Consider the following 24,003-nt stretch of genomic DNA (forward strand, 5'->3'; position numbering starts at 1 on the left):
TATAAAAAGGTCTGGACAAATACAAAATTTAACGGTAGGATGTATTTAAGTTTATATAACCCATTGGTTTAGTATGATTTTAGATGTTAAAATGATTGGAGAAGGAGAGTGAAAGATATTGAGCGAAGAGGAAAAATGGATTCCTTACATCCGGCAGGCTTGTCAGGGATTGGATTATGGAACGGTAACACTCGTGATTCATAATGGGCAAATCGCACAAATTGAACGACTTGAAAAATTTCGATTCCAATCAATGAAAGAAGAAAAGGGCGGTCTACTCAAACGGGACAAATTGAATACGCGGGCTGATCAGACACACTGAAGGCTGCATGTTGGGATACCTCACCATAGGTATGCGTAAACATGTCAGCCTTTTTTATTTGAAAAGTGTACTGGCTGAAATTACAGGTGCCGGGCTCGACCGGTAGTAAAGGGAGAGATGGGAAATGAAGAAGCGATTTGCAGTAATCTGGCTTAGTATTTTAGTATTGTTGACTGGCTGTTTAGGAAAAGAAGATGCAGCAGACGGTACAGCGAAGGCTGAAGAAAAGAAAGAAGTGACATTGCTTAATGTGTCGTATGATCCGACTCGGGAATTTTATGAAGAATTCAATGAGGCATTTAGTGAGTATTGGCAAGATGAAAAAGGACAGAAAGTTTCCATTCAGCAGTCACACGGAGGCTCTGGAAAACAGGGCCGATCTGTTATTGATGGAATTGAAGCAGATGTCGTGACACTAGCATTGGCGGGAGATATAGATGAAATCGCCAAACATCGTGAACTCCTTCCACCAGACTGGCAGGGAAAATTGGAGGATAACTCGACACCTTATACGTCAACCATCGTTTTTTTAGTGAAAAAAGGCAATCCCAAAAATATTGCGGATTGGGATGACTTAGTGAAAGAAGATGTGTCGGTAATTACGCCGAATCCGAAAACATCCGGTGGAGCGCGCTGGAACTACTTGGCCGCATGGATTTATGCGCAGGAAAAATTCAATGATGACGAAAATAAAACTAAACAATTTGTCGGTGATCTGTACCGAAACGTCGAAGTACTGGATACGGGTGCAAGGGGCGCCACTACGACATTTGTCGAAAGAAAGATTGGCGATGTGTTACTGGCATGGGAGAATGAAGCTTTCCTTTCATTGGATGAATTCGGTGAAGATACATTCGAAATCATTACACCGTCTATCAGTATTTTGGCTGAGCCGCCCGTGGCAGTAGTGGAGAAAATAGTAAAGAAAAAGGGAACGGAAGAAGTCTCGGAAGAATATCTGAAATATTTGTATACGGATATCGGGCAGGAACTGGCTGCTAAACACTATTACCGGCCGAGAAACGAAGCGATTTTGAAGAAGTACAGCGGTCAGTTCCCCGAGATGAAACTAGAAACGATTGAATACTTCGACGGCTGGGCCAAGGCGCAGCAAGAACATTTTGCAGATGGCGGGACATTTGATGAAATTTACACAGATTCGCCGTAATTGGACAGAAAGTGAGGGATTGGAATGACACTCGCAAAGCCCGCCAGACCGAGCCGTTCATTACCGGGCTTCGGTCTAACCTTGGGATTTTCATTATTTTATTTGAGCCTCCTCGTATTGCTTCCGCTTTCGATGGTATTTTTGAAAACTGCCGGGCTTTCATGGGAAGAATTCCTGGGAGTCGTGACAGACAAGCGGGTTGTCGCATCGTACAAATTAAGTTTTGGTACGGCTTTTCTCGCAGCTGTCATCAATCTCGTTTTCGGAATTCTAATTGCCTGGGTATTCACCCGCTATCGCTTTCCATTCCGCAGACTTCTTGACGGATTGATCGATCTGCCGTTTGCTTTGCCGACCGCGGTCGCGGGAATTGCGCTGACTACTCTCTATGCGGAACAGGGATGGATTGGTCAGTGGATTCCTTTCAAAATCGTCTACACGCCGATTGGTATTACGATGGCGCTCGTATTTGTCGGCTTGCCGTTCGTCGTTCGGATGGTACAGCCGATATTGCAGGGGTTAGAGCGCGAACTGGAGGAAGCATCTTACATGATGGGGGCTACGCGGTTGCAGACGTTCCAGCATATTATCTTTCCGGAAATCGTGCCCGCCGCTCTGACGGGCTTTGCGCTGACATTTGCAAGGGCGCTCGGTGAATATGGTTCCGTCGTTTTCATCGCAGGAAATATGCCAATGAAAACGGAAATTACACCACTGATCATCATGACGAAATTGGAACAATACGATTATGCAGGCGCCACTGCGATTGCGGTCGTGATGCTTGTCATTTCCTTTATTCTGCTGTTGTGCATCAACGGACTGCAATGGTGGGCATCAAGGAAAACGGAGGAAAACTGAAGGAGGGGCTGTCATGGCTATCGAACTATCACCGGAACAGACAGCTGACGTGAGAAAACATGCGACTACCGAACCTGCGGTGGTCAGGATTGCGTTGATTATCATGGTTACGGTTTTTTTAATTCTGTTTCTGCTATTTCCTTTGATTATCATTTTTACTCAGGCTTTCAGCAAAGGCTGGCAAGTATATTTAGCGGCGATTTCCGACCCTGATGCACTGTCCGCCATTAAATTGACGTTGATTGTAGCCGCAATCGCCGTGCCGTTGAATGCAGTCTTCGGCATTGCGGCGGCCTGGTGTATCACGAAATTTCGATTTAAAGGAAAGAGCATTTTCATCACATTGATCGATTTGCCGTTTGCCGTTTCACCTGTCATCGCCGGCCTTGTATTCGTGCTGCTATTCGGCGGTCAGGGAGTGTTCGGTGAATGGCTGTTCGAAAATGATATAAAAATTATATTCGCGGTGCCGGGAATTATCCTGGCGACAATGTTTATCACGTTTCCGTTCGTCGCAAGAGAATTAATTCCGATCATGCAGGCGCAAGGGTCATCTGAAGAAGAAGCATCCATGCTGTTAGGCGCGAGCGGCTGGAAAACGTTTATTCACGTGACGCTGCCGAATATTAAATGGGGACTGCTGTATGGAATTATCCTTTGTAATGCTCGGGCAATCGGAGAATTTGGTGCTGTTTCCGTTGTGTCCGGCCACATACGCGGATTGACCAACACAATGCCTCTGCATATTGAAATATTATATAATGAATATCAATTTACGGCTTCATTTGCTGTCGCGTCATTAATGTCGGTGGCAGCTATATTCACATTGGTACTGAAGAATTTTTTCGAATGGAAGATGGATAAAGGAATGGGGGAGAAGGCATGATCCGGCTGACAGATATATCGAAACGGTTCGGGAACTACCAGGCGCTGAAAGGAATTGATCTGGATATCCCGTCCGGTGAACTGGTCGCATTGCTCGGGCCGTCTGGATCAGGGAAAACTTCGCTTCTGCGCATCATTGCAGGACTGGAAGGCGCAGATGAAGGAAGCATCCGTTTTGACGCAGACGAAGGGAATGAATTAGAGAAAAATGTAGGATTTGTCTTCCAGCATTACGCACTGTTCAAACATATGACTGTATTTGAGAATGTCGCATATGGCTTGAAGGTGAAAAAAAGAAAAGATCGTCTGCCGAAAAAGGTAATCCGGGAAAAAGTGCTTGAATTACTAAAGCTCGTCCGTCTGGAAGGTTTTGCTGACCGTTATCCGTCCCAGCTTTCAGGGGGGCAGCGCCAACGGGTCGCTTTAGCGCGGACATTGGCAGTGGAGCCGAAGATTTTATTGCTTGACGAGCCGTTCGGCGCGCTGGATGCGAAAGTGCGCAAAGAGCTGAGAAGATGGCTGCGTCGTTTGCACGATGAAGTAGCGGTCACAACAATTTTTGTGACGCATGATCAGGAAGAAGCACTGGATGTGGCCGACCGCATTGTCATTTTGAATGACGGGAAGATTATTCAGGAAGGCTCTCCTGATGAAGTCTATCATCATCCGAACAGCCCGTTTGTCTATAACTTCCTTGGCGATGTCAATTTATTTAAAGGACGGCTGGAAAAAGGCAAGCTGCACCAAGGAGTCTGTGAATGGGAAATTAATGGAGACATAGTCAGCCAAAGTGAAACGGCTGTCGGTTTCGTCCGACCGCATGATATTTCGATATCCCGCGACCATGCGCTGAAAGATTCGGTTCCTGCCTGGATCACCTATATCCAGGCATTCGGAAAATCAGTCAGAATTGAATTGAAAAGGCAGGACAGCGAAGAATATCTGGAAGCAGAATTATCCAGAGAGCAGTTTACTGAGCTGAGACTGCAGATTAAGGAATTGGTTTTTGTGAAACCGAATCAGCTGCATGTATTCACTCCTGATGATTATGTAATTTAAAATCGCCTCTGTTATATAACTGTTGAACAGGTCATAGAATGATAGGTCGATAAAGTGCTGTGCAAATTTTCACAATTCAGTTGAAAGTTATCTAGACTTTAGGTATGATAAGTACTAACACGACTTCAAATTAGGACATGAATCGTCAATTACAAGACGCTTTCTTGATCAATGGCTGTGGGGGCAACTATGATCAATGGCTGAAGAATCGTGTTCGATGCCGTATGTTATACAACAGAGCGGCAAAAAATCTTAAGGGGTGGATTTATTCCATGACAAACTATGAAAAAGTTGGTAAACTGCAAGTTGCAAACGAGCTGTATAACTTCATTAATGAAGAAGTTCTATCAGGCTTAGAAATCCGAAAAGATCAATTTTGGGCGGACTTTGATTCACTTATTCATGAACTTGCTCCTGAAAACAAAGCGCTGCTGGAAAAACGCCTTGACCTGCAGAAGAAAATTAATGAATGGCATCAGAAAAATAACGGAAAAATTGATCCAAATCAATATAAAGATTTTCTTAAAGAAATCGGCTATTTAGAACCGATTGCAGAAGACTTCCAAGTAACGACTTCGAATGTAGATGAAGAAATTGCAGTACAGGCAGGCTCCCAGCTGGTAGTACCTGTCGATAATGCACGCTATGCTCTGAACGCAGCCAATGCAAGATGGGGAAGTTTGTATGATGCATTATACGGAACGGATGTCATCAGTGACGAAGGCGGCGCAGAAGCAGGGGTGCAGTACAATCCGATCCGCGGTCAGAAAGTAATCGATTTCGCTAAAAACCTGCTGGATCAGGCAGCTCCTCTGTCTGAAGGGTCTCATGCTGATGCGGCAGCGTATACAGTAGCAGACGGCAAGCTAGAAGTCACACTGCAGAACGGCAATAAAACAACTTTACAAGACACTTCTCAATTTGCTGGTTACAATGGTACGGAAGATGCTCCGTCCGCTGTATTGCTGACAAATAACGGCTTGCATATCGAAATTGCGATTGACCGCGCTCATCCGGTTGGAAAAGACGACGCAGCGGGCGTAAAAGATCTGATTATGGAAGCGGCGCTTTCTACATTAATGGACTGCGAAGACTCTATCGCGGCAGTGGATGCTGAAGATAAAGTCGGCGTTTACCGCAACTGGCTGGGTCTGATGAAAGGTGACTTGGAAGCTTCTTTCCAGCGCGGCAGCAAAACGGTTACGAGAAGAATGAATCCTGACCGTACGTATAAAACGGCGGACGGCAAAGAACTGTCATTGCATGGCCGTTCATTAATGTTCGTACGTAATGTTGGTCACTTGATGACAAATAACGCAATCCTTGATCAACACGGTAATGAAGTGCCGGAAGGGATCCTAGACGGTGTCATCACTTCGCTGATTGCTACACATAATTTGAAAGAAGACACGGAATTCAAGAACTCCCGTCACGGTTCAATCTATATCGTTAAACCGAAAATGCACAGTCCGGAAGAAGCTGCATTTGCGAATAAACTTTTCGACCGTATTGAAGACGTGCTGAAATTAGAACGCAATACATTAAAAATTGGTCTAATGGATGAAGAACGCAGAATGTCGTTGAACCTGAAATCTGCAATCAATGAAGTGAAAGAGCGAATTGCTTTCATCAACACGGGATTCCTAGACCGTACGGGAGATGAAATCCATACGTCGATGGAAGCTGGACCTGTGATCCGTAAAAATGATATGAAAGCCTCAAAATGGCTTGCTTCCTATGAATCTTCAAACGTTGCAGTAGGAATTCAAGCAGGACTTCCAGGACATGCGCAGATCGGCAAAGGAATGTGGGCAATGCCTGATATGATGGCTGCGATGCTGGAGCAGAAAATCGCTCATCCGAAAGCGGGCGCAAGCACAGCATGGGTGCCTTCACCTACAGCAGCTATTTTGCACGCACTGCATTATCATGAGGTGAATGTGAAAGAAGTGCAGGCGGGTGTCGACAGCTCGATTGATTATCAGGACGGTATTCTTGAAATTCCACTGGCTCCGAACTCTGATTGGCCGGCTGAAGAAATTCAGTCTGAACTGGATAATAATGCGCAGGGAATTCTTGGCTATGTGGTCCGCTGGATTGATCAGGGGGTTGGATGTTCAAAAGTTCCGGATATCAATGATGTCGGTTTGATGGAAGACCGCGCAACATTGCGTATTTCAAGCCAGCATATTGCAAACTGGCTGCGTCACGGTATCTGTACAAAAGAGCAGGTACAGGAAACTATGGAACGCATGGCAAAAGTGGTAGATGAGCAAAATGCCGGAGATGAATTATATCAGCCCATGGCTCCAAATTACGGCGATTCTGTTGCATTCCAGGCAGCTTGTGATCTGGTATTCAAAGGCGCTGAACAGCCGAGCGGCTACACAGAGCCGATATTGCACGCCCGTCGTATTGAGGCGAAAGCAAAAGCGAAACAAAAAGCAACTGTACAAAACTAAAGATATACCGTCACGGAGAGTCAACCGACTTTCTGTGACGGTTTTTCAGTTATATTCAAAGCTGGTGTTCCAGATTTTTTCTAATAAATCTGTAAATATGTTATACTATCGGCAATAGTAGAAGAAGGGGGAGAATAGATATGTTGCAAAAAGATCAAACCGTTTTTGTACTCGTGGATGTGCAAGGGAAACTTGCCCAAATAGTGAATGAAAGTGAAAAACTGCACGAAAATCTTGAAAAAGTGATAATAGGATTGCATGTTTTAGACATTCCTATCCTTTGGCTGGAGCAATATCCTGACGGGCTGGGACCCACTACAGAATCTTTATCGAGTTTGTTGAAAGGGCAGGAGCCGATTGCCAAAATGACTTTCAGTGCAGCCGGCAATGAAGAATTCATGAAACAGCTGAAAGCTACAGGCAGGAAACAAGTTCTTATTGCGGGAATTGAAACGCATATTTGTGTCTATATGACTGCGGCGGATTTAGTGAAACAGGGATATGAAGTTGAAGTCATTGAAGACGCTGTCACTTCACGGACCGAAGCGAATAAACAAATCGGTTTGCAGAAAATGAATGGTCTTGGCATCGCAGCTACTTGCGTGGAAACTGCCCTTTATGAACTAGTAGGCCAAGCAGGCACAAGTGAGTTTAAACAAGTATTGAAAATCATAAAATAATAGAAAAAAGCGAACTGCCTTTGTAACACATTGGCGTTCGCTTTCTTTATTCCCATTGTTCTCGCTGTAAATCTTCCGCAATAAGCTGCAAATCGTCAGCAGTAATAGTCAAAAGTTCATATTCAGTCGTTTCTGCCAGCTGTGCGGCCATCTGCTTAATGAATTTTGGAGAACCTTCATTTTCTTCATCGTATACAAGGAGCAGCGCATCTGAGTTACGCAGAAGAAATTTATTCTTTTCTACAAATTGCCAGGGCGCCTCATACGGTTTGTTTGTCAGACTCACAGAGTAGTCTGACATCGCGATAATCTGTTCATACATTTCTTTCTTCTCGTCATTCCAGTTAGCCTGCTGATCCAGGAATGGAGTGATGACCGCATATTGCAGCTCCGGATAGTCTTCTTGCAGTTCCCATACACACTCGACCGCCCAAGTCTCGACTCCAAGCTGGCCGCTGACGATCACCCATTCTAATCCCTGATCGAGCAAGGAGAGAAGTCGATCTGTCAGTGCTTTTTTTATGATCGCAATGCCGGGATGCTGCTCATTAAAAATCCCTAATTCATGTGCTTTATAGCCGCTGACGAGTACGCGTTTATTCATTGCTGTCCGCTGATTGCGGCTTGAGCCAATTTTGTGATAGTCATATCATCCATCGGCGGGTTATGAAGGCCGGCGCGCACATCACGGTAATGGCGTTGAAGGGGATTGGAAAGTTCCAAACTTTTTGCGCCTACAATCCGCATTGCAAGATTGACTATTTCAATTGCGCTGTTCGTGACAATCGACTTAGCGACTCCTAGTTCGTTCTGTAAATGAATACGGCGTTCGGGATTATCATAAATCCCAGCAATGTCATAAAGTAAATGACGCGCTTTAATCAATTCTAAATCCATTTTGCCGATTTGTGTCTGAATATTAAACAGCGAAGCAATCGGTTCATTCATGCTGTTAGGCTGGTATGTTGAAGCAAAATGGACAGCATAATCCCGTGCTGCCTGTGCAATACCGAGATAACAGGCCGGTATATGCAGCAGCCAGCCATTTTGTTTGCTGCCTGGGCGCAGTTCATTCAATTCAACTAGCTGTTGATCCTGAACTTTCACTTGTTCCAATACTAATGTTTGGCTTTCTGTCCCGCGCATCGAAATCGTATGCCAGGTCTCTTTAATAGAAAGTCCGTCTGCTTCACGCGGGATCAAAAAGAATCCAACTCGCTGTTTTTCTTCCACCCAGGCTGAAACAAGAAAATGGGTGAGAACAGGAGCCATAGTAGTGAAGGTCTTTTCGCCAGTTATGATCCAGCCATTTTCGAAACGTACCGCTTCTGTTTGCGGCCGACCGCCGCGAGTAGGGCTGCCGCTCTGGACTTCAGTAGCTGAACGGTTGACCAATGCTCCATTTTGGATGGCTTCGCTGAAGTGTGTTAATTGTTCAGCAGACCAGATGGTTTTCTCGAAAATTTCACCGGCGGTTGCCTGATGCCAGCCGATTGCAAGAGCTGTCGAGCTGTCAAACCGGGCAATTGTCTCTTGGAAGAGCACCATATCCGTTACCTTGATTCCGGCTCCGCCGAATTGCTTGGGTAAGATTAACGAAGTATAGCCCATTTCAACAAGTTTTTGTATATTCTCTTTTGGGAATTTGGATTGTCTGTCAGACTGCTCTGAAAAGCTGCTGAAAAACGGACCTGCCTCGGTCAATTCATTGACCCACCGGCGTTGAAAGTCCGTTGTGATAAAAAGTTCTGTCGACACGAGTAACACGTCCTAACTGCTTCAGTCTACATTCTTCTATTGAGTAATTCTTTAGAGTCTGTATGTATAAAAACAAGAAATCCTTGAGTATCTCCTTCAAGGTCATGAAATTACAGTATACTAGAAAACTAAACAAAATACCATTCAGACGAACAAAAAACTAGCAGGAAATACAGATTACGTCATGACTAAATAAAGTACGATCGGAATAGTCAATAAGCTTAATAAAGTTGTAGCCAGTGTTGTAAAAGAAACGAGATCAGGCTCTGTTCCAAACTGTACAGCAAACATGGTTGTATTTGCTGAACCAGGCATTGCCGCTTGGATAATAAGCACAGCTTTCAGCAAGTTATCGACAGGAAGGAACAACAAAATAACGACCGCTATTATAGGAGAGAAAACCATTCGGATAAGTGTAGCTGCTGTAACATAGCGGTAGGCAACGCGCTTGCGAACAATCATTGCCAACTGCATGCCGAGAACAAGCATCACTACAGGAATGGAAGCGTCTGCTATCAAATCAACCCCCTGCATCATGGAGTCTGACAGGTTAATCGACGTATATTGAAAAATGACACCAAGGATGGCGGCATAGATCAATGGCATTCGAATGACCCGCTGCATGGAATCGCGCCACGTTGCCTTCGCTTCACCGCCTATTGAAGCGAAGAAAATGCCGATGGAGTTCATCAGGATCGACTGAAATACCATCATGATAACTCCATAATCAAAAGCTTCCGAGCCGAAAGCAAATAATACCACCGGTACGCCATAATTCCCGCTGTTCATGAAAGCGGCGCTCAGTATCATTGCAGAACGTTCAGACCGGGATGCTTTCATTGCACTTGCTGTGATCCAGACCGTTATGAATAACACGATCAATAATATGAGAGCAAATGCAGCAATATAGAGATACGTGCTGTCCAACTCATTTTTATAGAAAGTACGAAAAGCTAAAAATGGTGACATTAAGTAAAGCGCTGCCGTGGAGAGCGTCTTAATGTCGAATGAAAGAAATTTCTGGCCGATGAAGCCGATTAGGAAGATAAATAATACAGGTGCGATAATACCGATAAGTTCCAAGAAAATTCCGTCCTTTCTAAGCTGCCACTCTATTATAAACAATTTTGAGTAACAGAATCTATAGGTTTCTGCAGAAGAACGAAGAAAATAATATTTATACAACGAATTGTATAAAAATGACTGTGAATGGCATGTGCAATAATGAAAGAAATTGAACAGGCAGGGAGTAAAGAACCCTTTCAGATTCAGGCTTTAAAGAACTGGTTTAATAACTAACACTAGTTCGAATGACTTTATGTTTTTATAAAAAGACATAAAAAGACAAATGATTATAGATTGCTTTAAATTTTTAAAACAGTAAATCTCCTTGTATACGAGTACAGCATATTGCGGTATAATTATTTATAAATGAATACCTTTGTATAAGTATTCATTCATTTGAATAAAGGGGATGAAATCGTGAAATTCACGGTGGGCAGGAAAATTTGGGTTGGTTTTTTAAGCGTTGGCATTATTATGGTTATTATAGGGGCAATAGGTTATTTGTCTTTAAAAAATGTCAATGAAAAATATCGTTTTTTAATAGATGACCGTATGTATAAAGTAGTTTTACTTGAGCAGCAAATGAGTGATCAAAACTATTTAACAAGCAGTATCCGCGGGTACATGCTGCATGGGAATGATACCTATCTATCTGAAATTCAAGAAAAACAAGAAAGTAATCAAGTTCGTTTGGAAGAGTTAGATAAGATTATACATAATAAAGATATGAAAGACGCTATTTTAGAAATTCGTGCGGCAACGACAAATTACGATGGCGTCATAAGGAATATAATAAGTCAAATAGAAATAGGTGACCGTGACAGAGCGCTGCAGACTGGAACGAATGGTGCAATTTATCAAGAGATTATCTCAACTAATATACAAGCCATGATTAAGTACCAAAAAGAACAGCAAAACCAGGTTGAAAAGCAAGTGGAAGGTTATACAAATGCTGCAATCTTACTGATGGTTGTACTCATCGTGCTTGGCTTGATCGGAAGTATCATTATTACTATTATCATCAGCCGGTTAATCAGCCGTCCTGTTCAACAAATGACAAGTGCGCTCAATAAAGTATCAGCCGGAAATTTTGCTTTGGATGAAGTAACTATCAAAAACCGGGATGAAATCGGGGATATGGCGACAGCCTTAAATTCGATGGTTGCAGATTTGCGAGGCATCATTCAGCGGGCAAAAGATTCAGCGAGTCAGCTGGCTGTTCAATCAGAAGGATTATCTGCCAGTGCGGAAGAAAGCTTGGCTGCTTCGGAAATGGTTGCAGAGATTTCCGAGAAAAATCTGCAGACAAGTGAAGCACAGACACACATAGTCAGTCAGTCTACTGCTTCAATGGAAGAAATGATAACGGCGATTGACCAGATTACAGAGGATAATGAAGAAATGCTTGGTTCTTCCGAAGATGTCGCCCGTTTGGTAAAAGAAGGTTCTTCATTGATGAATGAAACGACAGATCAAATGAACAATATCAGCCAGACGATTGGTGATTCGATGGTGACAATCAATGAATTGGCCGCCCGTTCAGAAAACATTAGAAATGTAACCGCCATGATTACGAACATAGCGGAACAGACAAATCTATTAGCATTAAATGCGGCGATTGAAGCAGCTCGGGCAGGGGAACACGGCAAAGGCTTTGCAGTCGTTGCTGACGAAGTGCGAAATTTGGCGGAACAGTCCAAACAATCTACTCAGGAAATCGGCCGAATGATTGACACGATTATTGAAGATGTGACAAAGGTTGTTGCAAGTACCGATGAAGGCCATAAACGTGTAGAGGAAGGGCTGGCATCGACCGAGAAAACGAATGCAGTTTTTGCGAGTATCGAACATGCGACATCAGATGTCAGTGAAAAAGTTTCCACTGTTTCCGCGGCTATTGAAGAAATCCGCGCGATGACAGATGAAGTGGCAGCTGGTTCTAAGCGCGTAGAAGAATTAGCGATCCAGGCTTCTGCAGAGGCACAGTCGACAAGTGCTGCAACAGAAGAACAGCTGGCAGCAAACGAAGAGATTACCTCCAGTTCCCAAACATTGGCGGTGCTGGCAGAACAACTTCAAAGCGATATGGGCCGCTTTCAAGTGTGATTAAATAGAGAAAAGCTGATTGCAACACGCAATCAGCTCTTTTTTAAGGGGAAATATTCTATCGATTCGTAGGAAGGTATAACGTTTGGATTGATTTTAAACAAGGTGAAGCCATTTATATGAATGGGAATAGGTATTATTTCCTCTTTCACCAATTGCATTTTATCAGCAGTTTTACGTTTTTTTGCAATCGTCACATGCGGAACAAATCGTGTATCCTTTTCCAAGTCCAGTATTTTTTCAGTCCGTCTGGCAATCTGTCTCTGCAGGTTGCACATTGCGTTAACTTTTTTAACTGAAAGATAGACAACCCGAGGACCGGTAGACGAACCGAAAAATTCTAAACCTGTTAGAGATGTAGAGAAACATGGATGGTCACTCGCGATCTTATGCAGGGAAGAAATGAGCATTTCTGCGCTTTTTTGGTTCATCTCTCCTATATAACGCATGGTTATATGCAAATCATCCTTGTGCGGAAGGACTTTATATTTTTCTTTTAACAGATATTTGGCGCGAAACTTTTCTGCCAGCTCTGAAGCGGAATCAGCGGCCGTGATGCCGATAAAGTAATGTTGAGCCACTTTTCAGTTCACCTCCTGCTTATTAGATTCCCTTCTCTGCAGATAACTATACATGGAAGGCAGAAAATTTGCATTTACATGATAAAGATGAAGAGCAAACTGACAAACTGGCAGGGTAATGTGTATAATTAAAGATGTATCTAACGTAAAAGCAGAAAAGAGAAGGGGGCAGGCGATATGATCAAAACACTGATATTTGATTTGGATGATACGCTGATTTGGGATGCAAAAAGTATTGCCATGGCATTTCAGAAGACATGTGAATATGCTACGAAAAAGACAGGTGTTAACCCGGTTGAGCTTGAGAAAGCAGTGCGCCAGGAAGCTAGAGAACTGTATGCAGCTTATGAAACTTATCCTCATACACAAAATATAGGCATCAATCCATTTGAAGGTCTTTGGGGCGTATTTGATGATCCAGGTGAAGAATTTCAGAAAATGAAAGAGATTGTTCCGGGTTACCAGCGGGATGCATGGATTAAAGGACTGAAGAAGTCAGGCGTGGATAATGAAGCTTTTGGAAGAGAGCTAGCGGAGGTGTTCCCGAAAGAACGGAAAAATCATCCCTATATTTACGAAGAAACGTTTGATGTGCTGGATCGTTTAAAAGGGAATTATCAGCTGATTTTGCTGACGAACGGGTCTCCCAGTCTGCAGCAGATCAAGTTGACGATTTCTCCGGAGATACCGCCGTATTTCGACCATATCATCGTGTCCGGAGCTTTTGGTAAAGGTAAACCTGATGCAACGATTTTTCAGCATGTCCTGGATACTTGCGGTATAACTGCGGATGAAGGACTGATGATCGGTGATAATCTGATGACCGATATACTCGGCTCAAGCAGAGTGGGTATGAAAAATGTATGGATCAACCGTGAAAGCAAGCTGCCTGTCGATGGAGTAAAACCGACGTATGAGATTGACCACTTAGAAAGTTTATTTCCAATACTATCCCAACTTACAAACTAAAAACATAAAAAATCCAGCTGATTTTCTATCAGCTGGATTTTTGTCATTCTTATAGATCAACCGCTTTTGCATCATGGATATTTTGGACTTCTTTAATACGGGAAACAGAAGCAGACTCCACATGGTGATCGACTGTAAGCATCATGATTGCGTCTCCGCCTTCAGCAGAACGTCCTACCTGCATTGCAGCGATATTGATATTTTCTTCTGCAAGCAAAGTACCTACGCGGCCGATTGCGCCTGGCTGGTCAATATGGCGGATGAACAACAAGTGACCTTTAGGGATAGCGTCCACTACATAGTCATCTACTTTTACGATGCGCGGTCCCAGTCCGTTCAGAAGAGTACCCGCTACTTTGCGGATGCCTTTCTGTGTAACGATTTCTACTGTGATTAAGTTAAGGAAACCTTTAGCAGTCGTCGTTTTCTGTTCATTTATTTTTATGCCATAACGGTCAGCCAAAAGCTTTGCATTCACGTCATTTACAGTTTCGCCAAGATTACGCTTCAGCAAACCTTTTACTGTGTTGCGTGTTAATGCACGTACATCATAGTTCGCCAATTCGCCTGCATATTGAATATTAATTTCTTCAATAACAGAGTTTTGAATTTGGGACAGGAACATACCAAGCTTTTCAGTTAGATCGAAGAAAGGCTCGATTTTTGCTAATACATCACGAGAAACGGATGGCAAGTTTACCGGGTTGCGAACAGATCCGATATTGAGGAAGTTCACAACGTCACGGCTGACATCTACTGCAACAGATTCTTGCGCTTCAATTGTGCTTGCTCCTAAATGAGGTGTAGCAATCACTTGCGGCAATGTCAGCAATTTGTGGTCAAGGAAAGGCTCTTCTTCAAATACATCAAGCGCTGCTCCGGCAACCTTCCCGGCAACAATTGCATCATACAAAGCATCTTCGTCAATGATTCCGCCGCGTGCACAGTTGATGATCTGAACGCCGTCTTTCATTTTTTCGAATGCTTCTTTATTAATCATTCTGCGAGTTTCTTTCAGTAATGGCGTGTGGACGGTAATGAAATCTGCTGCAGCCAGTACTTCATCTACTGTTCCGATCTCAATGCCTAATTTTTTAGCAATGTCTTCTGTCAGGAATGGGTCATATGCGACAACGCTCATACGCTGACCTTTAGCACGGCGTGCAACTTCTGCTCCGATTCTGCCCAGCCCGATAATACCGAGTGTTTTATCCTTCAGTTCGACCCCAAGGAAAGATTTACGGTCCCATTTATTGTTCTTCAAAGAATTGAAAGCCTGAGGGATTTTCCGTGCCATTGCCATCATCATCGCGACAGTGTGCTCAGCTGCTGAGTTTGTATTACCGTCAGGAGCATTGACAACAATGATTCCTTTTTCAGTTGCTGCATCCAAATCGATGTTATCGACGCCTACACCTGCACGGCCGATAATTTTCAATTGATCAGCAGATTCTAATAATTCTTTTGTTACAGTAGTTTGACTGCGCACTAGAAGGGCATCGAAACCTTTAATTCTGTCTTTCAGCTGATCTGGAGTCAAATCTGTATCAATAACAATTTCAAAACCTTCTGCCTGCCTTAATGGAAAAATACCATCCTCGCTGAGTGGATCACTAATAAGTACTTTAAAAGCCATGATTATCATTCTCTCCTTCAGTAAATTGTTTTGGTCCTGCATTCGGGTAATGAGCATTCATCTGATCAATCGTCTATGTAAGCTGCGCTAACCTCCTTTTAGGAAAAATAAAAAAGCCTTCCACCCCTTACAATACGTAAGGGGCGAAAAGCTCGATTAACTAACGCGGTACCACCCTTGTTTTGCTGCCGGAGCAGCCTTCATTCAGCATGCGTAACGTGCATGTGACGGATCGGCCTACTGAATATTCAGCCAATCAATTCGGAAGTGCCGCCATCCTAAGAATTTGCTGACTCTCACCACATCATCAGCTCTCTAAGAAATTCTATTACGGAAAGGTATGTCTTCGTCAAAATTGTTTTGCATGTATTAAATTTAGAACTAATCATAACACGTCCAAAACAATTGTCAATTACTTTTAAGCAAAAAATCAAAAAGTATTAAATGCGAACATATCTTATTGAATATATTGTGAACGTTCGTGTTTGAATGATGAAAATGAAAGAAATGCACTTAATATCAAGTTTGTTCTGTAAATTAGATAAGTCGTCAAGAGAGAAGAAGGATAGTAAACAATGCTATAATGACGGCAGAATAAGTAGAAAAGAGGTTATATTTATGAGGAAACTTGAGACTTTGGAACAATTTGACGGGCTGAAGAAAGAAGAGCGTGTAATTTTCTTGTTTACTGCAGACTGGTGTCCTGATTGCAGAGTGATCGAACCGTTTCTGCCGGAGTTGGAAATCGAGTTTTCGGAGTATGAATTCTTTTCTGTTGACCGCGACGATTTCATTGACCTTTGCAGTCAGCATGATATTTTTGGCATTCCCAGCTTTGTCGCTTATAGCAAAGGTAAGGAATTGGGACGTTTCGTCAGCAAGAATCGCAAAACAAAAGAGGAAATTGAAGAGTTTATCAATAGTTTATAAGCACAAACAGAAACCATCCCGCGAGTTGGGATGGTTTTCCTGTTATTCCATATCGCCAATCTGTTTCAGCAGTATTTTTGCACCTTCGGGACTGATGAATAATCCGTTAGATAATTCCTTGTTATCTTCGTTTACTTCACCGGTTATGAAACAAGCTTTGTTAACTTGGTATTTCCTCAAGATGATCTGTTCATCTTCCGAAAAGATTTCTATTGGATCCCCTTTGACAATTTGCAGAGTTTGACGAAGTTCTTTTGGAATGACGATTCTGCCAAGATGATCGACTTTGCGAACAATACCTAAAGATCTCATGGATGCCTCCTTCGGAAATAATAGTCTGTATGTCTATTATACGGAAAATTTTGTTTTATACAATTTGATTGGCTGGAATGAGTAGAACTATTTGATAATTCCGCTATACAATTTATATATTAATGTTATAATAGTCTGTAATTACATAAAACTTATCAAGAGAAGCTGAGGGAACTGGCCTGATGACGCTTCAGCAACCTCTGTGCAAACAGGAAGGTGCTAACTCCAACAAGATTGTTTTCTTGAGAGATAAGAATGATATCCCGAACCTCATTTTCTTATCTATAGGAAAATGAAGGTTTTTTTATTGAAAATAACTGGCCGAGTGAATGGCCGAGGAGGAAGAAACATGCCGATTAATATACCGCAGCAGTTACCAGCAGGAGAGTTACTGAAAGAAGAGAAGATATTTGTGATGGATGAGAATCGAGCGGTTGCACAGGATATCCGCCCGTTAAGTATATTAATCCTAAATTTAATGCCTGAAAAGGAAAAGACGGAACTGCAGCTGCTGAGATTGCTGGGTAATACACCGCTTCAGGTAAATGTGACATTTTTGAATACCGCCTCTTATACATCGAAAAATGTCAGTCAGACACATTTAGAAACATTTTACACAACTTTTGAGCACGTTAAAGACCGCCGTTTTGATGGAATGATTATTACAGGGGCACCGATAGAACTGATGCAGTTTGAAGATGTAGTTTATTGGAAAGAGCTGGAGGAAATTATGGATTGGACCAAGACGAACGTGACCTCAGTCCTTCATATTTGCTGGGGAGCACAGGCTGCACTTTATCATCATTACGGAATTGATAAGTTTGAACTGCCTGAAAAGTGTTTTGGTGTATTTGCACACGAAGTCTATGATCAGACAGTAAATCTTTCACGCGGTTTCAATGATGTATTTGTAGCGCCGCATTCAAGACATACAGGTGTATCCATTGAAGAAATAGAGAAACACCCAGATCTGACGCTGCTTTCTGTTTCAGAAGATGCGGGAGCGTTTATCGTCATCTCCAACGATGAAAAACATATTATGGTGACAGGTCACTTGGAGTATGATGCGCATACATTAGACAGTGAATATAAAAGGGATGTTGAAAAGGGAATGGAAATTGATGTTCCTGAAAATTATTATCCGAATGATGATCCAAATCAGGAGCCGATGAATACATGGCGTTCTCATACGCATTTACTGTTTTCCAACTGGCTGAATTACTACGTCTATCAGGCAACTCCATTCGTATGGAATTGAAAGAGCCGGCTGCTTCTGACATGATGAGCGTATAAGTCCATCCGTTTCACACATACTCCATACAATGGAGGTGTACGTTTGTGAATATAGATGAATTTTGGGAGTTGGCTTTCTGGGAAATGACACTTCGGACAGTGCTCTCCTTTGTGGTACTCTTGATCCTGGCGCGTTTTATGGGGAAAAAGCAAGTATCGCAGTTAACGTTCTTTCATTATGTAACAGGGATTACTATAGGTTCGATTGCGGCTAACCTGGCAGGAGAGTCGGAAACGCCTTTCTTGAATGGTTTGTATGGAATGATATTATGGGCAGTTTTGACAATTGTCGCTAATTACTTATCATTCAAATCAATCAAACTGCGTGTTTTATTGGACGATAAACCGATGATTGTGATTGAAAATGGTGAAATCATTGAAGGTTCACTCCGCAAATTAAGACTGAGTTTTAATGATCTGAATATGTTGCTTCGTGAAAAGTCCATATTTTCCATGAAAGAAGTAAATTATGCGATATTCGAAACAAACGGAAATCTCAGTGTGATGTTGAAAACAGGGGAGGAACCGGCCACCAAGAAAGATGTGCAGGCTTCATCACCTCCGCCGAAATATATTCCTACTGAAATAATCACAAACGGCAAAGTGGAAGAAAAGAATATGCGAGAATTGAAGCTGACAGATGTATGGTTGACAAAGCAGCTGGAACAGCAGGGAATCGCAAGGCCGGAGCAAGTGCTGTATGCAGAAATTCAGACGGATGGCAGTCTGTATGTTAATACATTGAAAAGTGTTTGAACTAAATGTCGCCGCATGTCAGGTTACTGGCGTGCGGCGACATTTTTACAGTATTTGCCAGGCACGCTGCTTGGCAATCGCGGCAAGTTTTGCATCAGGTCTGACGGCAACGGGATGACCCACTTGTTCCAATACAGGCAGATCTGAAATGCTGTCCCCATAGGCAAAGCTTTTTTCCCATTCCACTGTCTTCCCTTCCAAAGCGCAGTAAATCATCTCATTTTTACGCTGTCCTTGAATATGTAAGAAGGGCTGGTCCATCGCTATATGCTCCCCATTGACAGGGATTTCGGTTCCGATGATTTCATCAAAGGTTAAATGGCTCGTAACTGCAGTCAAAAATGGTGTGTAAGCACCTGAAACCAACAGTACGTGATAACCTTCTTCCCGATGTTTAGCGAGTCTATTGACGACGTCTTCATTAAAATCACTTGACATCTCGTCCTGCATTTCTTCGAAGTAAACCCGAAGCTGGGGAATTGTCAGTGTTTCCAATGCCTTCAAATAAAGCATCATGGAACGTTCTTTCATGACCGGTTCCGGAAGCATTTTTAATTTGTAACGAATATACAATGGCAGGATGGACCGGTAAAACTTGCCGTAATATTGCTGATAGGCCGGATGTTTTTTTAAATGTTCCATCAGGAGTTTAAACGTTTCTTTCGTATATAACGTGCCGTCAAAATCAAAAATTGCAACTTTCATTCAGACACCCCTCAGTTCATTCATCTCCTTACAGTATACAAATATAATGAGTGGAAAAGCAAAAAAGCAGGCGGAGAGAAAAAATCTCCGTCTGCAATGAGGTGAATTACTGAAGGTTTTTCGGCATACTTGGCTGTCCTTGTGAAGGAGCATATGAGTTGAGAAGCATATTCATATCCTGGCTGTTCAGTTGCGGTACTTGGTAGTAATGATGTTTGTTTTGGTAAATCGACAACTCATATGCCATTTCAATGCAGTTTGGAATCGAATCTGCTAATACACGGCGTACAACAGGGTTACAAACTTCAAGAGAAGCAGCAGTCTTGCCTGTGGCGCCTTCTTTAACTGCACCCAGCAAGAAACCTGATACGATTTCATCCGTTATCTCCGCTGTGGATTGGATCGGCTTGGAAGGCGCTTTTTCTTTCATCCCATAGACAAAATCACTGTTTTCCTGCATTTGATATCGCTGTGTAGGATGTGAAGGATCTTTTCCGCTTTTGAAACACTCGACTGTAATATTGTACTCGTCCAGCATAAAACGATACTGGCGGTCCAGAATATCCAAGAGTTCCGGATCTTTTACGTGCGGACGCAGCAACATGGATTGATTCAGCGCACCTACTGCTGCATTTAATACTTCGTGCACATCAAAAAGTTCATGACCGCCATGGTTCATTGAGGGTGTTACTGGACCGTCATGCATGTGCTGGGATGTCTCGAATTGATTTGTCAAATACATTTCCTCCTTCAATTATAATTCACATCAACGGTAGTATGAGAAGAAAAGGATAAATTATTCATCATGCATATTTTGACTGTCCCGACAATATCTTTGGTAGAGACTAGAAGAAAGGTGTGTTTGGATATGCAAATTCATGTTGTGCAGCCGGGAGAAAGTTTATATATGATTGGCAAAATGTATGGTGTACCGTACCAACTGATCGCTCAAGTCAATGAACTCGTGAGTGAGACGCGTCTGGCAATTGGACAAGCATTAGTGATACCAATTATCGGCACTTATTATTGGGTGCAGCCGGGCGACAGTCTTTACAAAATCGCACAAACTTATGGAATTTCTTTTGAAGAGCTTGCCAAGATTAATGCCATTAATCCTGCGGGTATATTAAGAATAGGACAGCGTTTATACATTCCTCAAGAGAAAAAGACGCCGATTGATGCGTTGCTGTATGTGGAGCCACGTAACCCGGTAAGTCAGGATATGCTTGCGGAAGTGAGGGAGCGAGTTGAACAGCTTACATATTTAGCGATGTTCAGCTATGAAGTTCAGCGGGACGGTTCTTTGAAGGCACCTGAAACAGCAGATATTCTGTCCATTGCAAAAGACGCTGGAGCGGTTAATATGCTTGTACTGACAAACTTAGAGAACTATGGCTTCAGTGCAGAGCTCGGACACGTGTTATTTACAGATCAAACCGCACAAAATAACATGATTAAAAATGCCATCGATACGGCGACAGCTTCGGGATATGGAGACATTCATTTTGACTTTGAGTTATTATTTCCCGAAGACCGTGCATTATATAATCAAATGCTGCGTAATGCACGTGAACAAATCCATAAGGCGGGACTAACACTATCGTCTGCGCTTGCCCCTAAAGCGGGCGAGGTGATGACAGGAATCTACGGAGCGCATGATTATAAAGCACATGGGGAAATTTGCGACTTTGTAGTCTTGATGACATATGAGTGGGGATATACATACAGTGCCCCGCAGGCCGTCAGTCCAATTGGTCCAGTCACAAAGGTGGTGGAATATGCTGTCAGTCAAATTCCAAGAGACAAAATCTTTCTTGGTCAAAATTTATACGGCTACGATTGGACGGCACCATTCGGCCAGGCGGACAGTAAGCCAGCCACCGCGCTCAGTCCTAAAGCTGCGACGAATCTTGCAATCGATCAAAATGTGTCGATCGAATACGACGCTTTATCTCAAGCACCTCATTATACGTATTATGATGAGCAAAGCATCGAGCATGAAGTGTGGTTTGAAGATGCAAGAAGCATTAATGCGAAGTTTACGCTGCTTAAGGATTTTAAGCTTCGCGGTATTATGTACTGGAAACTCGGCTTATCGTTTCCACAAAACTGGCTGTTGCTGGAGGACCGGTTTACTATCCGGAAACGATAAAAATAGAGCCTTCCTCAGAGGGAAGGCTCTTTAGCGTCATTTTATTCATTAGTCAGTGCTTTTACAGCGTTTTGGAAAAATTCCATGTCTGGATTTACGAGTAAGGCGGGTAAGAAAGCAAAAGTCATGATGAGCAGCAGATTAGCTCCTATAATTGAGCGGATTGGGTTGTTTTTCTTTGTCATATTGCTTCGCCTCTTTCTTTTCGTATTGTTTCTCCCGCTCAGGCAAAAGCCACTGTTCTGCTAGCTCCGCGCAGATTGTTTGAATAGATTAATAATACTATATATTCTGTTTATTGTAAATGGGAAATTTCTAATTAATACATAAAACTGACACAAAAATTGGAGCAAACGGAATAAAAAATAAAAAAATCTTGTAACTTACTATGGTTTCAGTGATAATATTGGAATACACAGAAATATTTCGAACAATTAAAATTCAATTTATTCAGTAGAATTCATCCTCTATGAGAAGTATTTTGTGTAGATTCAAGCGTGCAGGATAACTTCTACTGAGTAAAGTGAGCGACTGGTCGGTCGTCAGCTTTTAACTACCAACAAGGAAAGGGATGGTCGCATATGACAAAGATTGATGAAGTTCAATTCAACAACCGCAAACGGGCAAATGATTACGTACACGAAGTATATGAGCTGGTAAAGAAACGGAATCCGGACGAAAAAGAATTCTTGCAAGCTACCAGAGAAATCTTTGATTCCTTACGACCTGTCTTTGCAAAGCATCCCGAGTTTATGTCGAATGGAATTCTTGAGCGCATTACAGAACCGGAACGTATCATTTCATTCCGAGTGGCTTGGGAAGATGATCAGGGGAAAGTTCATGTTAACCGAGGGTTCCGTGTTCAGTTCAACAGTGATTTAGGTCCTTATAAAGGCGGCCTTCGTTTCCACCCTTCTGTAAATAACAGTATCATGAAGTTTTTGGCTTTCGAGCAAATCTTCAAAAATGCATTGACAGGCCAGCCGATTGGTGCGGGTAAAGGGGGTTCTGACTTTGATCCGAAAGGAAAGTCAGACCGCGAGATCATGCGCTTCACACAGAGCTTCATGACAGAGCTCAGCCGCCATATCGGACCGGACATTGATGTTCCGGCAGGTGATATCGGAGTCGGCAAACGTGAAATCGGCTATCTATTCGGCCAATATAACCGAATTAAAGGCGGTTACGAGGCAGGCATTCTGACAGGGAAAAATCCTGATCACGGCGGCAGCTTGGGACGTAAAGAAGCGACGGGTTACGGAACTGTCTATTTTGTAGATGAAATGCTGAAAGAGAACGATCTTTCATTGGAAGGCCAGACAATGATCGTTTCAGGTTCAGGAAACGTGTCTACTTATGCAATGGAAAAAGCGATGCAGCTTGGAGCCAAGGTTGTCGCGTGCAGTGACTCAGACGGCTATATTTACGATAAAGACGGCATCGATTTAGAACTTGTGAAAGAGCTGAAGGAATACGGCAATAAACGAATCTGGGAATACACAAAAGAACGTCCGGAAGCTGAATACCATGCAGATTGCAGTGCGATCTGGTCTGTTGCCTGCGATATCGCGCTGCCATGTGCCACGCAGAATGAAATCGATGAGATTGCAGCGCATATGCTGATTGCAAATGGCGTAAAAGCAGTTGGAGAAGGTGCGAACATGCCTTGTACGATTGAAGCGATCGAGATCTTCCAGGATCATAATATTCTATTTGCTCCGGCTAAAGCAGCCAATGCAGGCGGCGTAGCGGTATCTGCGATGGAAATGTCGCAAAACAGCCAGCGGCTTTCCTGGTCAGCAGAGCAAGTGGATGAGCATTTGAAAGTTGTTATGAAAAATATTTACACCGATTGTAAAAATGCGGCTGATGACTATGGCAAACCGGGAAATCTGGTCATGGGCGCGAATGTTGCAGGCTTCTTGAGAGTGGCGGATGCAATGGTCGCACACGGAATTAGATAATCGATAAGAAACAGACACATTATGTAATCAATGTGTCTGTTTTTTTGTTTTAAAACAATGGTCTTCGCCAAAACGTGTGCTTGACAGTTTATTTTATGAGAAGTTTGGGATTTGGCTGGGGTGGTGCAGGTGCAGTATAGGGTATAGAGGAGGTGGAAGGAGTCCGTTTCCCTGCGTTCCAGGCGGACGCATTCTGGAGGGCCCGCGGTGAGCCAACTTGGTCGCTGCGCTCCCGCAAGTTGTCTCACCTGTCGGGCTGATCCTCTCAGAGTCGCCGCCTTCCACTTCGGTACACTGGCTGGTGTTTCAGAACTTTTTATGTGGGCAGGCAGTATGAGCATT

At 43.0% G+C, this 24,003-nt stretch carries 23 protein-coding genes and 1 riboswitch; of the genes, 14 read left to right on the plus strand and 9 right to left on the minus strand.

Translation table 11 applies throughout. From position 1 onward, the window contains the following. Positions 1–118 precede the first annotated feature (118 nt). From GDZ68_RS08445 to GDZ68_RS08475, 7 genes are all read left to right on the plus strand, one after another. Positions 119–322, plus strand: a complete 204-nt coding sequence (locus GDZ68_RS08445; protein ID WP_153721840.1) for a YezD family protein — start codon at positions 119–121, stop codon at positions 320–322. Positions 323–446: 124 nt separating this feature from the next. Next, complete coding sequence (locus tag GDZ68_RS08450) at positions 447–1,490, plus strand: sulfate ABC transporter substrate-binding protein (protein ID WP_153721841.1); 1,044 nt, start codon at positions 447–449, stop codon at positions 1,488–1,490. Between the two features lie 24 nt (positions 1,491–1,514). Continuing rightward, positions 1,515–2,348 (plus strand): sulfate ABC transporter permease subunit CysT, encoded by an 834-nt coding sequence (gene cysT / locus GDZ68_RS08455; RefSeq protein WP_153721842.1) that lies wholly within the window; start codon positions 1,515–1,517, stop codon positions 2,346–2,348. 13 nt (positions 2,349–2,361) lie between these two features. Continuing rightward, positions 2,362–3,234 carry a sulfate ABC transporter permease subunit CysW gene (gene cysW, locus GDZ68_RS08460; RefSeq protein WP_153721843.1) on the plus strand — a complete coding sequence of 291 codons (873 nt, stop codon included), beginning with the start codon at positions 2,362–2,364 and terminating at the stop codon, positions 3,232–3,234. Then, a complete protein-coding gene (locus tag GDZ68_RS08465; RefSeq protein ID WP_153721844.1) occupies positions 3,231–4,292 on the plus strand; it encodes a sulfate/molybdate ABC transporter ATP-binding protein in 1,062 nt (353 codons plus the stop codon). Before cysW ends, GDZ68_RS08465 begins: the two co-directional genes overlap by 4 nt. A gap of 272 nt (positions 4,293–4,564) precedes the next feature. After that, positions 4,565–6,754, plus strand: a complete 2,190-nt coding sequence (locus tag GDZ68_RS08470) for a malate synthase G (RefSeq protein ID WP_153721845.1) — start codon at positions 4,565–4,567, stop codon at positions 6,752–6,754. 140 nt (positions 6,755–6,894) lie between these two features. After that, positions 6,895–7,434, plus strand: coding sequence for a hydrolase (locus GDZ68_RS08475; RefSeq protein WP_153721846.1), 540 nt, complete (start codon positions 6,895–6,897; stop codon positions 7,432–7,434). 46 nt (positions 7,435–7,480) lie between these two features. Here the strand turns inward: GDZ68_RS08475 and GDZ68_RS08480 are convergent, their stop codons facing one another. The 3 genes from GDZ68_RS08480 to GDZ68_RS08490 all read right to left on the minus strand — a co-directional run bounded on the left by GDZ68_RS08480 (position 7,481) and on the right by GDZ68_RS08490 (position 10,275). After that, positions 7,481–8,038 carry an SLOG family protein gene (locus GDZ68_RS08480; RefSeq protein WP_153721847.1) on the minus strand — a complete coding sequence of 186 codons (558 nt, stop codon included), beginning with the start codon at positions 8,036–8,038 and terminating at the stop codon, positions 7,481–7,483. Beyond that, entirely contained in the window at positions 8,035–9,192 is a 1,158-nt protein-coding gene (locus GDZ68_RS08485) for an acyl-CoA dehydrogenase family protein (protein ID WP_153721848.1), read from the minus strand. Before GDZ68_RS08485 ends, GDZ68_RS08480 begins: the two co-directional genes overlap by 4 nt. A gap of 177 nt (positions 9,193–9,369) precedes the next feature. After that, on the minus strand, positions 9,370–10,275 hold the full coding sequence (locus tag GDZ68_RS08490) for an AEC family transporter (RefSeq protein ID WP_194841103.1): 906 nt from the start codon (positions 10,273–10,275) through the stop codon (positions 9,370–9,372). A gap of 399 nt (positions 10,276–10,674) precedes the next feature. On the opposite strand from GDZ68_RS08490, the gene GDZ68_RS08495 reads away from it, so the two are divergent. Beyond that, a complete protein-coding gene (locus GDZ68_RS08495; RefSeq protein WP_153721849.1) occupies positions 10,675–12,363 on the plus strand; it encodes a methyl-accepting chemotaxis protein in 1,689 nt (562 codons plus the stop codon). A 32-nt stretch (positions 12,364–12,395) separates the two neighbouring features. On the opposite strand, the gene thpR is transcribed toward GDZ68_RS08495, so the two are convergent. Next, a complete protein-coding gene (thpR, locus tag GDZ68_RS08500; protein WP_153721850.1) occupies positions 12,396–12,944 on the minus strand; it encodes an RNA 2',3'-cyclic phosphodiesterase in 549 nt (182 codons plus the stop codon). Positions 12,945–13,121: 177 nt separating this feature from the next. On the opposite strand from thpR, the gene GDZ68_RS08505 reads away from it, so the two are divergent. Next, positions 13,122–13,913 carry an HAD family hydrolase gene (locus tag GDZ68_RS08505; RefSeq protein WP_153721851.1) on the plus strand — a complete coding sequence of 264 codons (792 nt, stop codon included), beginning with the start codon at positions 13,122–13,124 and terminating at the stop codon, positions 13,911–13,913. 49 nt (positions 13,914–13,962) lie between these two features. Here the strand turns inward: GDZ68_RS08505 and serA are convergent, their stop codons facing one another. After that, positions 13,963–15,549, minus strand: a complete 1,587-nt coding sequence (serA, locus tag GDZ68_RS08510) for a phosphoglycerate dehydrogenase (RefSeq protein ID WP_153721852.1) — start codon at positions 15,547–15,549, stop codon at positions 13,963–13,965. 618 nt (positions 15,550–16,167) lie between these two features. Between serA and GDZ68_RS08515 the strand changes: the two genes are divergently transcribed. Next, complete coding sequence (locus GDZ68_RS08515) at positions 16,168–16,479, plus strand: thioredoxin family protein (protein ID WP_153721853.1); 312 nt, start codon at positions 16,168–16,170, stop codon at positions 16,477–16,479. Positions 16,480–16,521: 42 nt separating this feature from the next. On the opposite strand, the gene GDZ68_RS08520 is transcribed toward GDZ68_RS08515, so the two are convergent. After that, positions 16,522–16,791 (minus strand): AbrB/MazE/SpoVT family DNA-binding domain-containing protein, encoded by a 270-nt coding sequence (locus GDZ68_RS08520; RefSeq protein ID WP_153721854.1) that lies wholly within the window; start codon positions 16,789–16,791, stop codon positions 16,522–16,524. 149 nt (positions 16,792–16,940) lie between these two features. Next, positions 16,941–17,047: riboswitch (SAM riboswitch) on the plus strand. 93 nt (positions 17,048–17,140) lie between these two features. On the opposite strand from GDZ68_RS08520, the gene metA reads away from it, so the two are divergent. Together metA and GDZ68_RS08530 are read left to right on the plus strand one after the other, a co-directional pair. Then, positions 17,141–18,049, plus strand: coding sequence for a homoserine O-acetyltransferase MetA (gene metA, locus GDZ68_RS08525; protein WP_153721855.1), 909 nt, complete (start codon positions 17,141–17,143; stop codon positions 18,047–18,049). Positions 18,050–18,135: 86 nt separating this feature from the next. Further along, a complete protein-coding gene (locus GDZ68_RS08530; RefSeq protein WP_376776829.1) occupies positions 18,136–18,840 on the plus strand; it encodes a YetF domain-containing protein in 705 nt (234 codons plus the stop codon). Positions 18,841–18,885: 45 nt separating this feature from the next. Here GDZ68_RS08530 and GDZ68_RS08535 read toward each other — a convergent pair whose 3' ends face one another. Further along, a complete protein-coding gene (locus GDZ68_RS08535) occupies positions 18,886–19,545 on the minus strand; it encodes an HAD family hydrolase (protein ID WP_153721856.1) in 660 nt (219 codons plus the stop codon). Positions 19,546–19,651: 106 nt separating this feature from the next. Further along, complete coding sequence (locus GDZ68_RS08540; RefSeq protein ID WP_153721857.1) at positions 19,652–20,287, minus strand: spore coat protein; 636 nt, start codon at positions 20,285–20,287, stop codon at positions 19,652–19,654. Between the two features lie 126 nt (positions 20,288–20,413). Between GDZ68_RS08540 and GDZ68_RS08545 the strand changes: the two genes are divergently transcribed. After that, positions 20,414–21,697 carry a LysM peptidoglycan-binding domain-containing protein gene (locus tag GDZ68_RS08545; protein WP_153721858.1) on the plus strand — a complete coding sequence of 428 codons (1,284 nt, stop codon included), beginning with the start codon at positions 20,414–20,416 and terminating at the stop codon, positions 21,695–21,697. A gap of 41 nt (positions 21,698–21,738) precedes the next feature. Here GDZ68_RS08545 and GDZ68_RS18075 read toward each other — a convergent pair whose 3' ends face one another. After that, positions 21,739–21,882, minus strand: coding sequence for a hypothetical protein (locus GDZ68_RS18075; RefSeq protein WP_194841104.1), 144 nt, complete (start codon positions 21,880–21,882; stop codon positions 21,739–21,741). A 396-nt stretch (positions 21,883–22,278) separates the two neighbouring features. Here GDZ68_RS18075 and gdhA point away from each other — a divergent pair, with 396 nt between their 5' ends. Next, the gene (gene gdhA / locus GDZ68_RS08550; RefSeq protein WP_153721859.1) at positions 22,279–23,661 is read left to right on the plus strand and encodes an NADP-specific glutamate dehydrogenase; all 1,383 of its coding nucleotides are present in this window, start codon (positions 22,279–22,281) and stop codon (positions 23,659–23,661) included. Positions 23,662–24,003: the final 342 nt, after the last annotated feature.

The organism is Sporosarcina cascadiensis, assembly GCF_009650995.1.
Classification (GTDB): Bacteria; Bacillota; Bacilli; order Bacillales_A; family Planococcaceae; genus Sporosarcina; species Sporosarcina cascadiensis.

What these genes read in the sequence shown, in the direction of transcription:
- GDZ68_RS08535 (WP_153721856.1), bottom strand. Translation starts at nt 19,545, where the DNA reads ATGAAAGTTGCAATTTTTGATTTTGACGGCACGTTATATACGAAAGAA.
- GDZ68_RS18075 (WP_194841104.1), bottom strand. Translation starts at nt 21,882, where the DNA reads ATGACAAAGAAAAACAACCCAATCCGCTCAATTATAGGAGCTAATCTG.
- GDZ68_RS08470 (WP_153721845.1), top strand. Translation starts at nt 4,565, where the DNA reads ATGACAAACTATGAAAAAGTTGGTAAACTGCAAGTTGCAAACGAGCTG.
- GDZ68_RS08475 (WP_153721846.1), top strand. Translation starts at nt 6,895, where the DNA reads ATGTTGCAAAAAGATCAAACCGTTTTTGTACTCGTGGATGTGCAAGGG.
- GDZ68_RS08545 (WP_153721858.1), top strand. Translation starts at nt 20,414, where the DNA reads ATGCAAATTCATGTTGTGCAGCCGGGAGAAAGTTTATATATGATTGGC.
- serA (WP_153721852.1), bottom strand. Translation starts at nt 15,549, where the DNA reads ATGGCTTTTAAAGTACTTATTAGTGATCCACTCAGCGAGGATGGTATT.
- GDZ68_RS08465 (WP_153721844.1), top strand. Translation starts at nt 3,231, where the DNA reads ATGATCCGGCTGACAGATATATCGAAACGGTTCGGGAACTACCAGGCG.
- GDZ68_RS08450 (WP_153721841.1), top strand. Translation starts at nt 447, where the DNA reads ATGAAGAAGCGATTTGCAGTAATCTGGCTTAGTATTTTAGTATTGTTG.
- cysW (WP_153721843.1), top strand. Translation starts at nt 2,362, where the DNA reads ATGGCTATCGAACTATCACCGGAACAGACAGCTGACGTGAGAAAACAT.
- gdhA (WP_153721859.1), top strand. Translation starts at nt 22,279, where the DNA reads ATGACAAAGATTGATGAAGTTCAATTCAACAACCGCAAACGGGCAAAT.
- metA (WP_153721855.1), top strand. Translation starts at nt 17,141, where the DNA reads ATGCCGATTAATATACCGCAGCAGTTACCAGCAGGAGAGTTACTGAAA.
- GDZ68_RS08480 (WP_153721847.1), bottom strand. Translation starts at nt 8,038, where the DNA reads ATGAATAAACGCGTACTCGTCAGCGGCTATAAAGCACATGAATTAGGG.
- GDZ68_RS08505 (WP_153721851.1), top strand. Translation starts at nt 13,122, where the DNA reads ATGATCAAAACACTGATATTTGATTTGGATGATACGCTGATTTGGGAT.
- cysT (WP_153721842.1), top strand. Translation starts at nt 1,515, where the DNA reads ATGACACTCGCAAAGCCCGCCAGACCGAGCCGTTCATTACCGGGCTTC.
- GDZ68_RS08540 (WP_153721857.1), bottom strand. Translation starts at nt 20,287, where the DNA reads ATGTATTTGACAAATCAATTCGAGACATCCCAGCACATGCATGACGGT.
- GDZ68_RS08520 (WP_153721854.1), bottom strand. Translation starts at nt 16,791, where the DNA reads ATGAGATCTTTAGGTATTGTTCGCAAAGTCGATCATCTTGGCAGAATC.
- GDZ68_RS08515 (WP_153721853.1), top strand. Translation starts at nt 16,168, where the DNA reads ATGAGGAAACTTGAGACTTTGGAACAATTTGACGGGCTGAAGAAAGAA.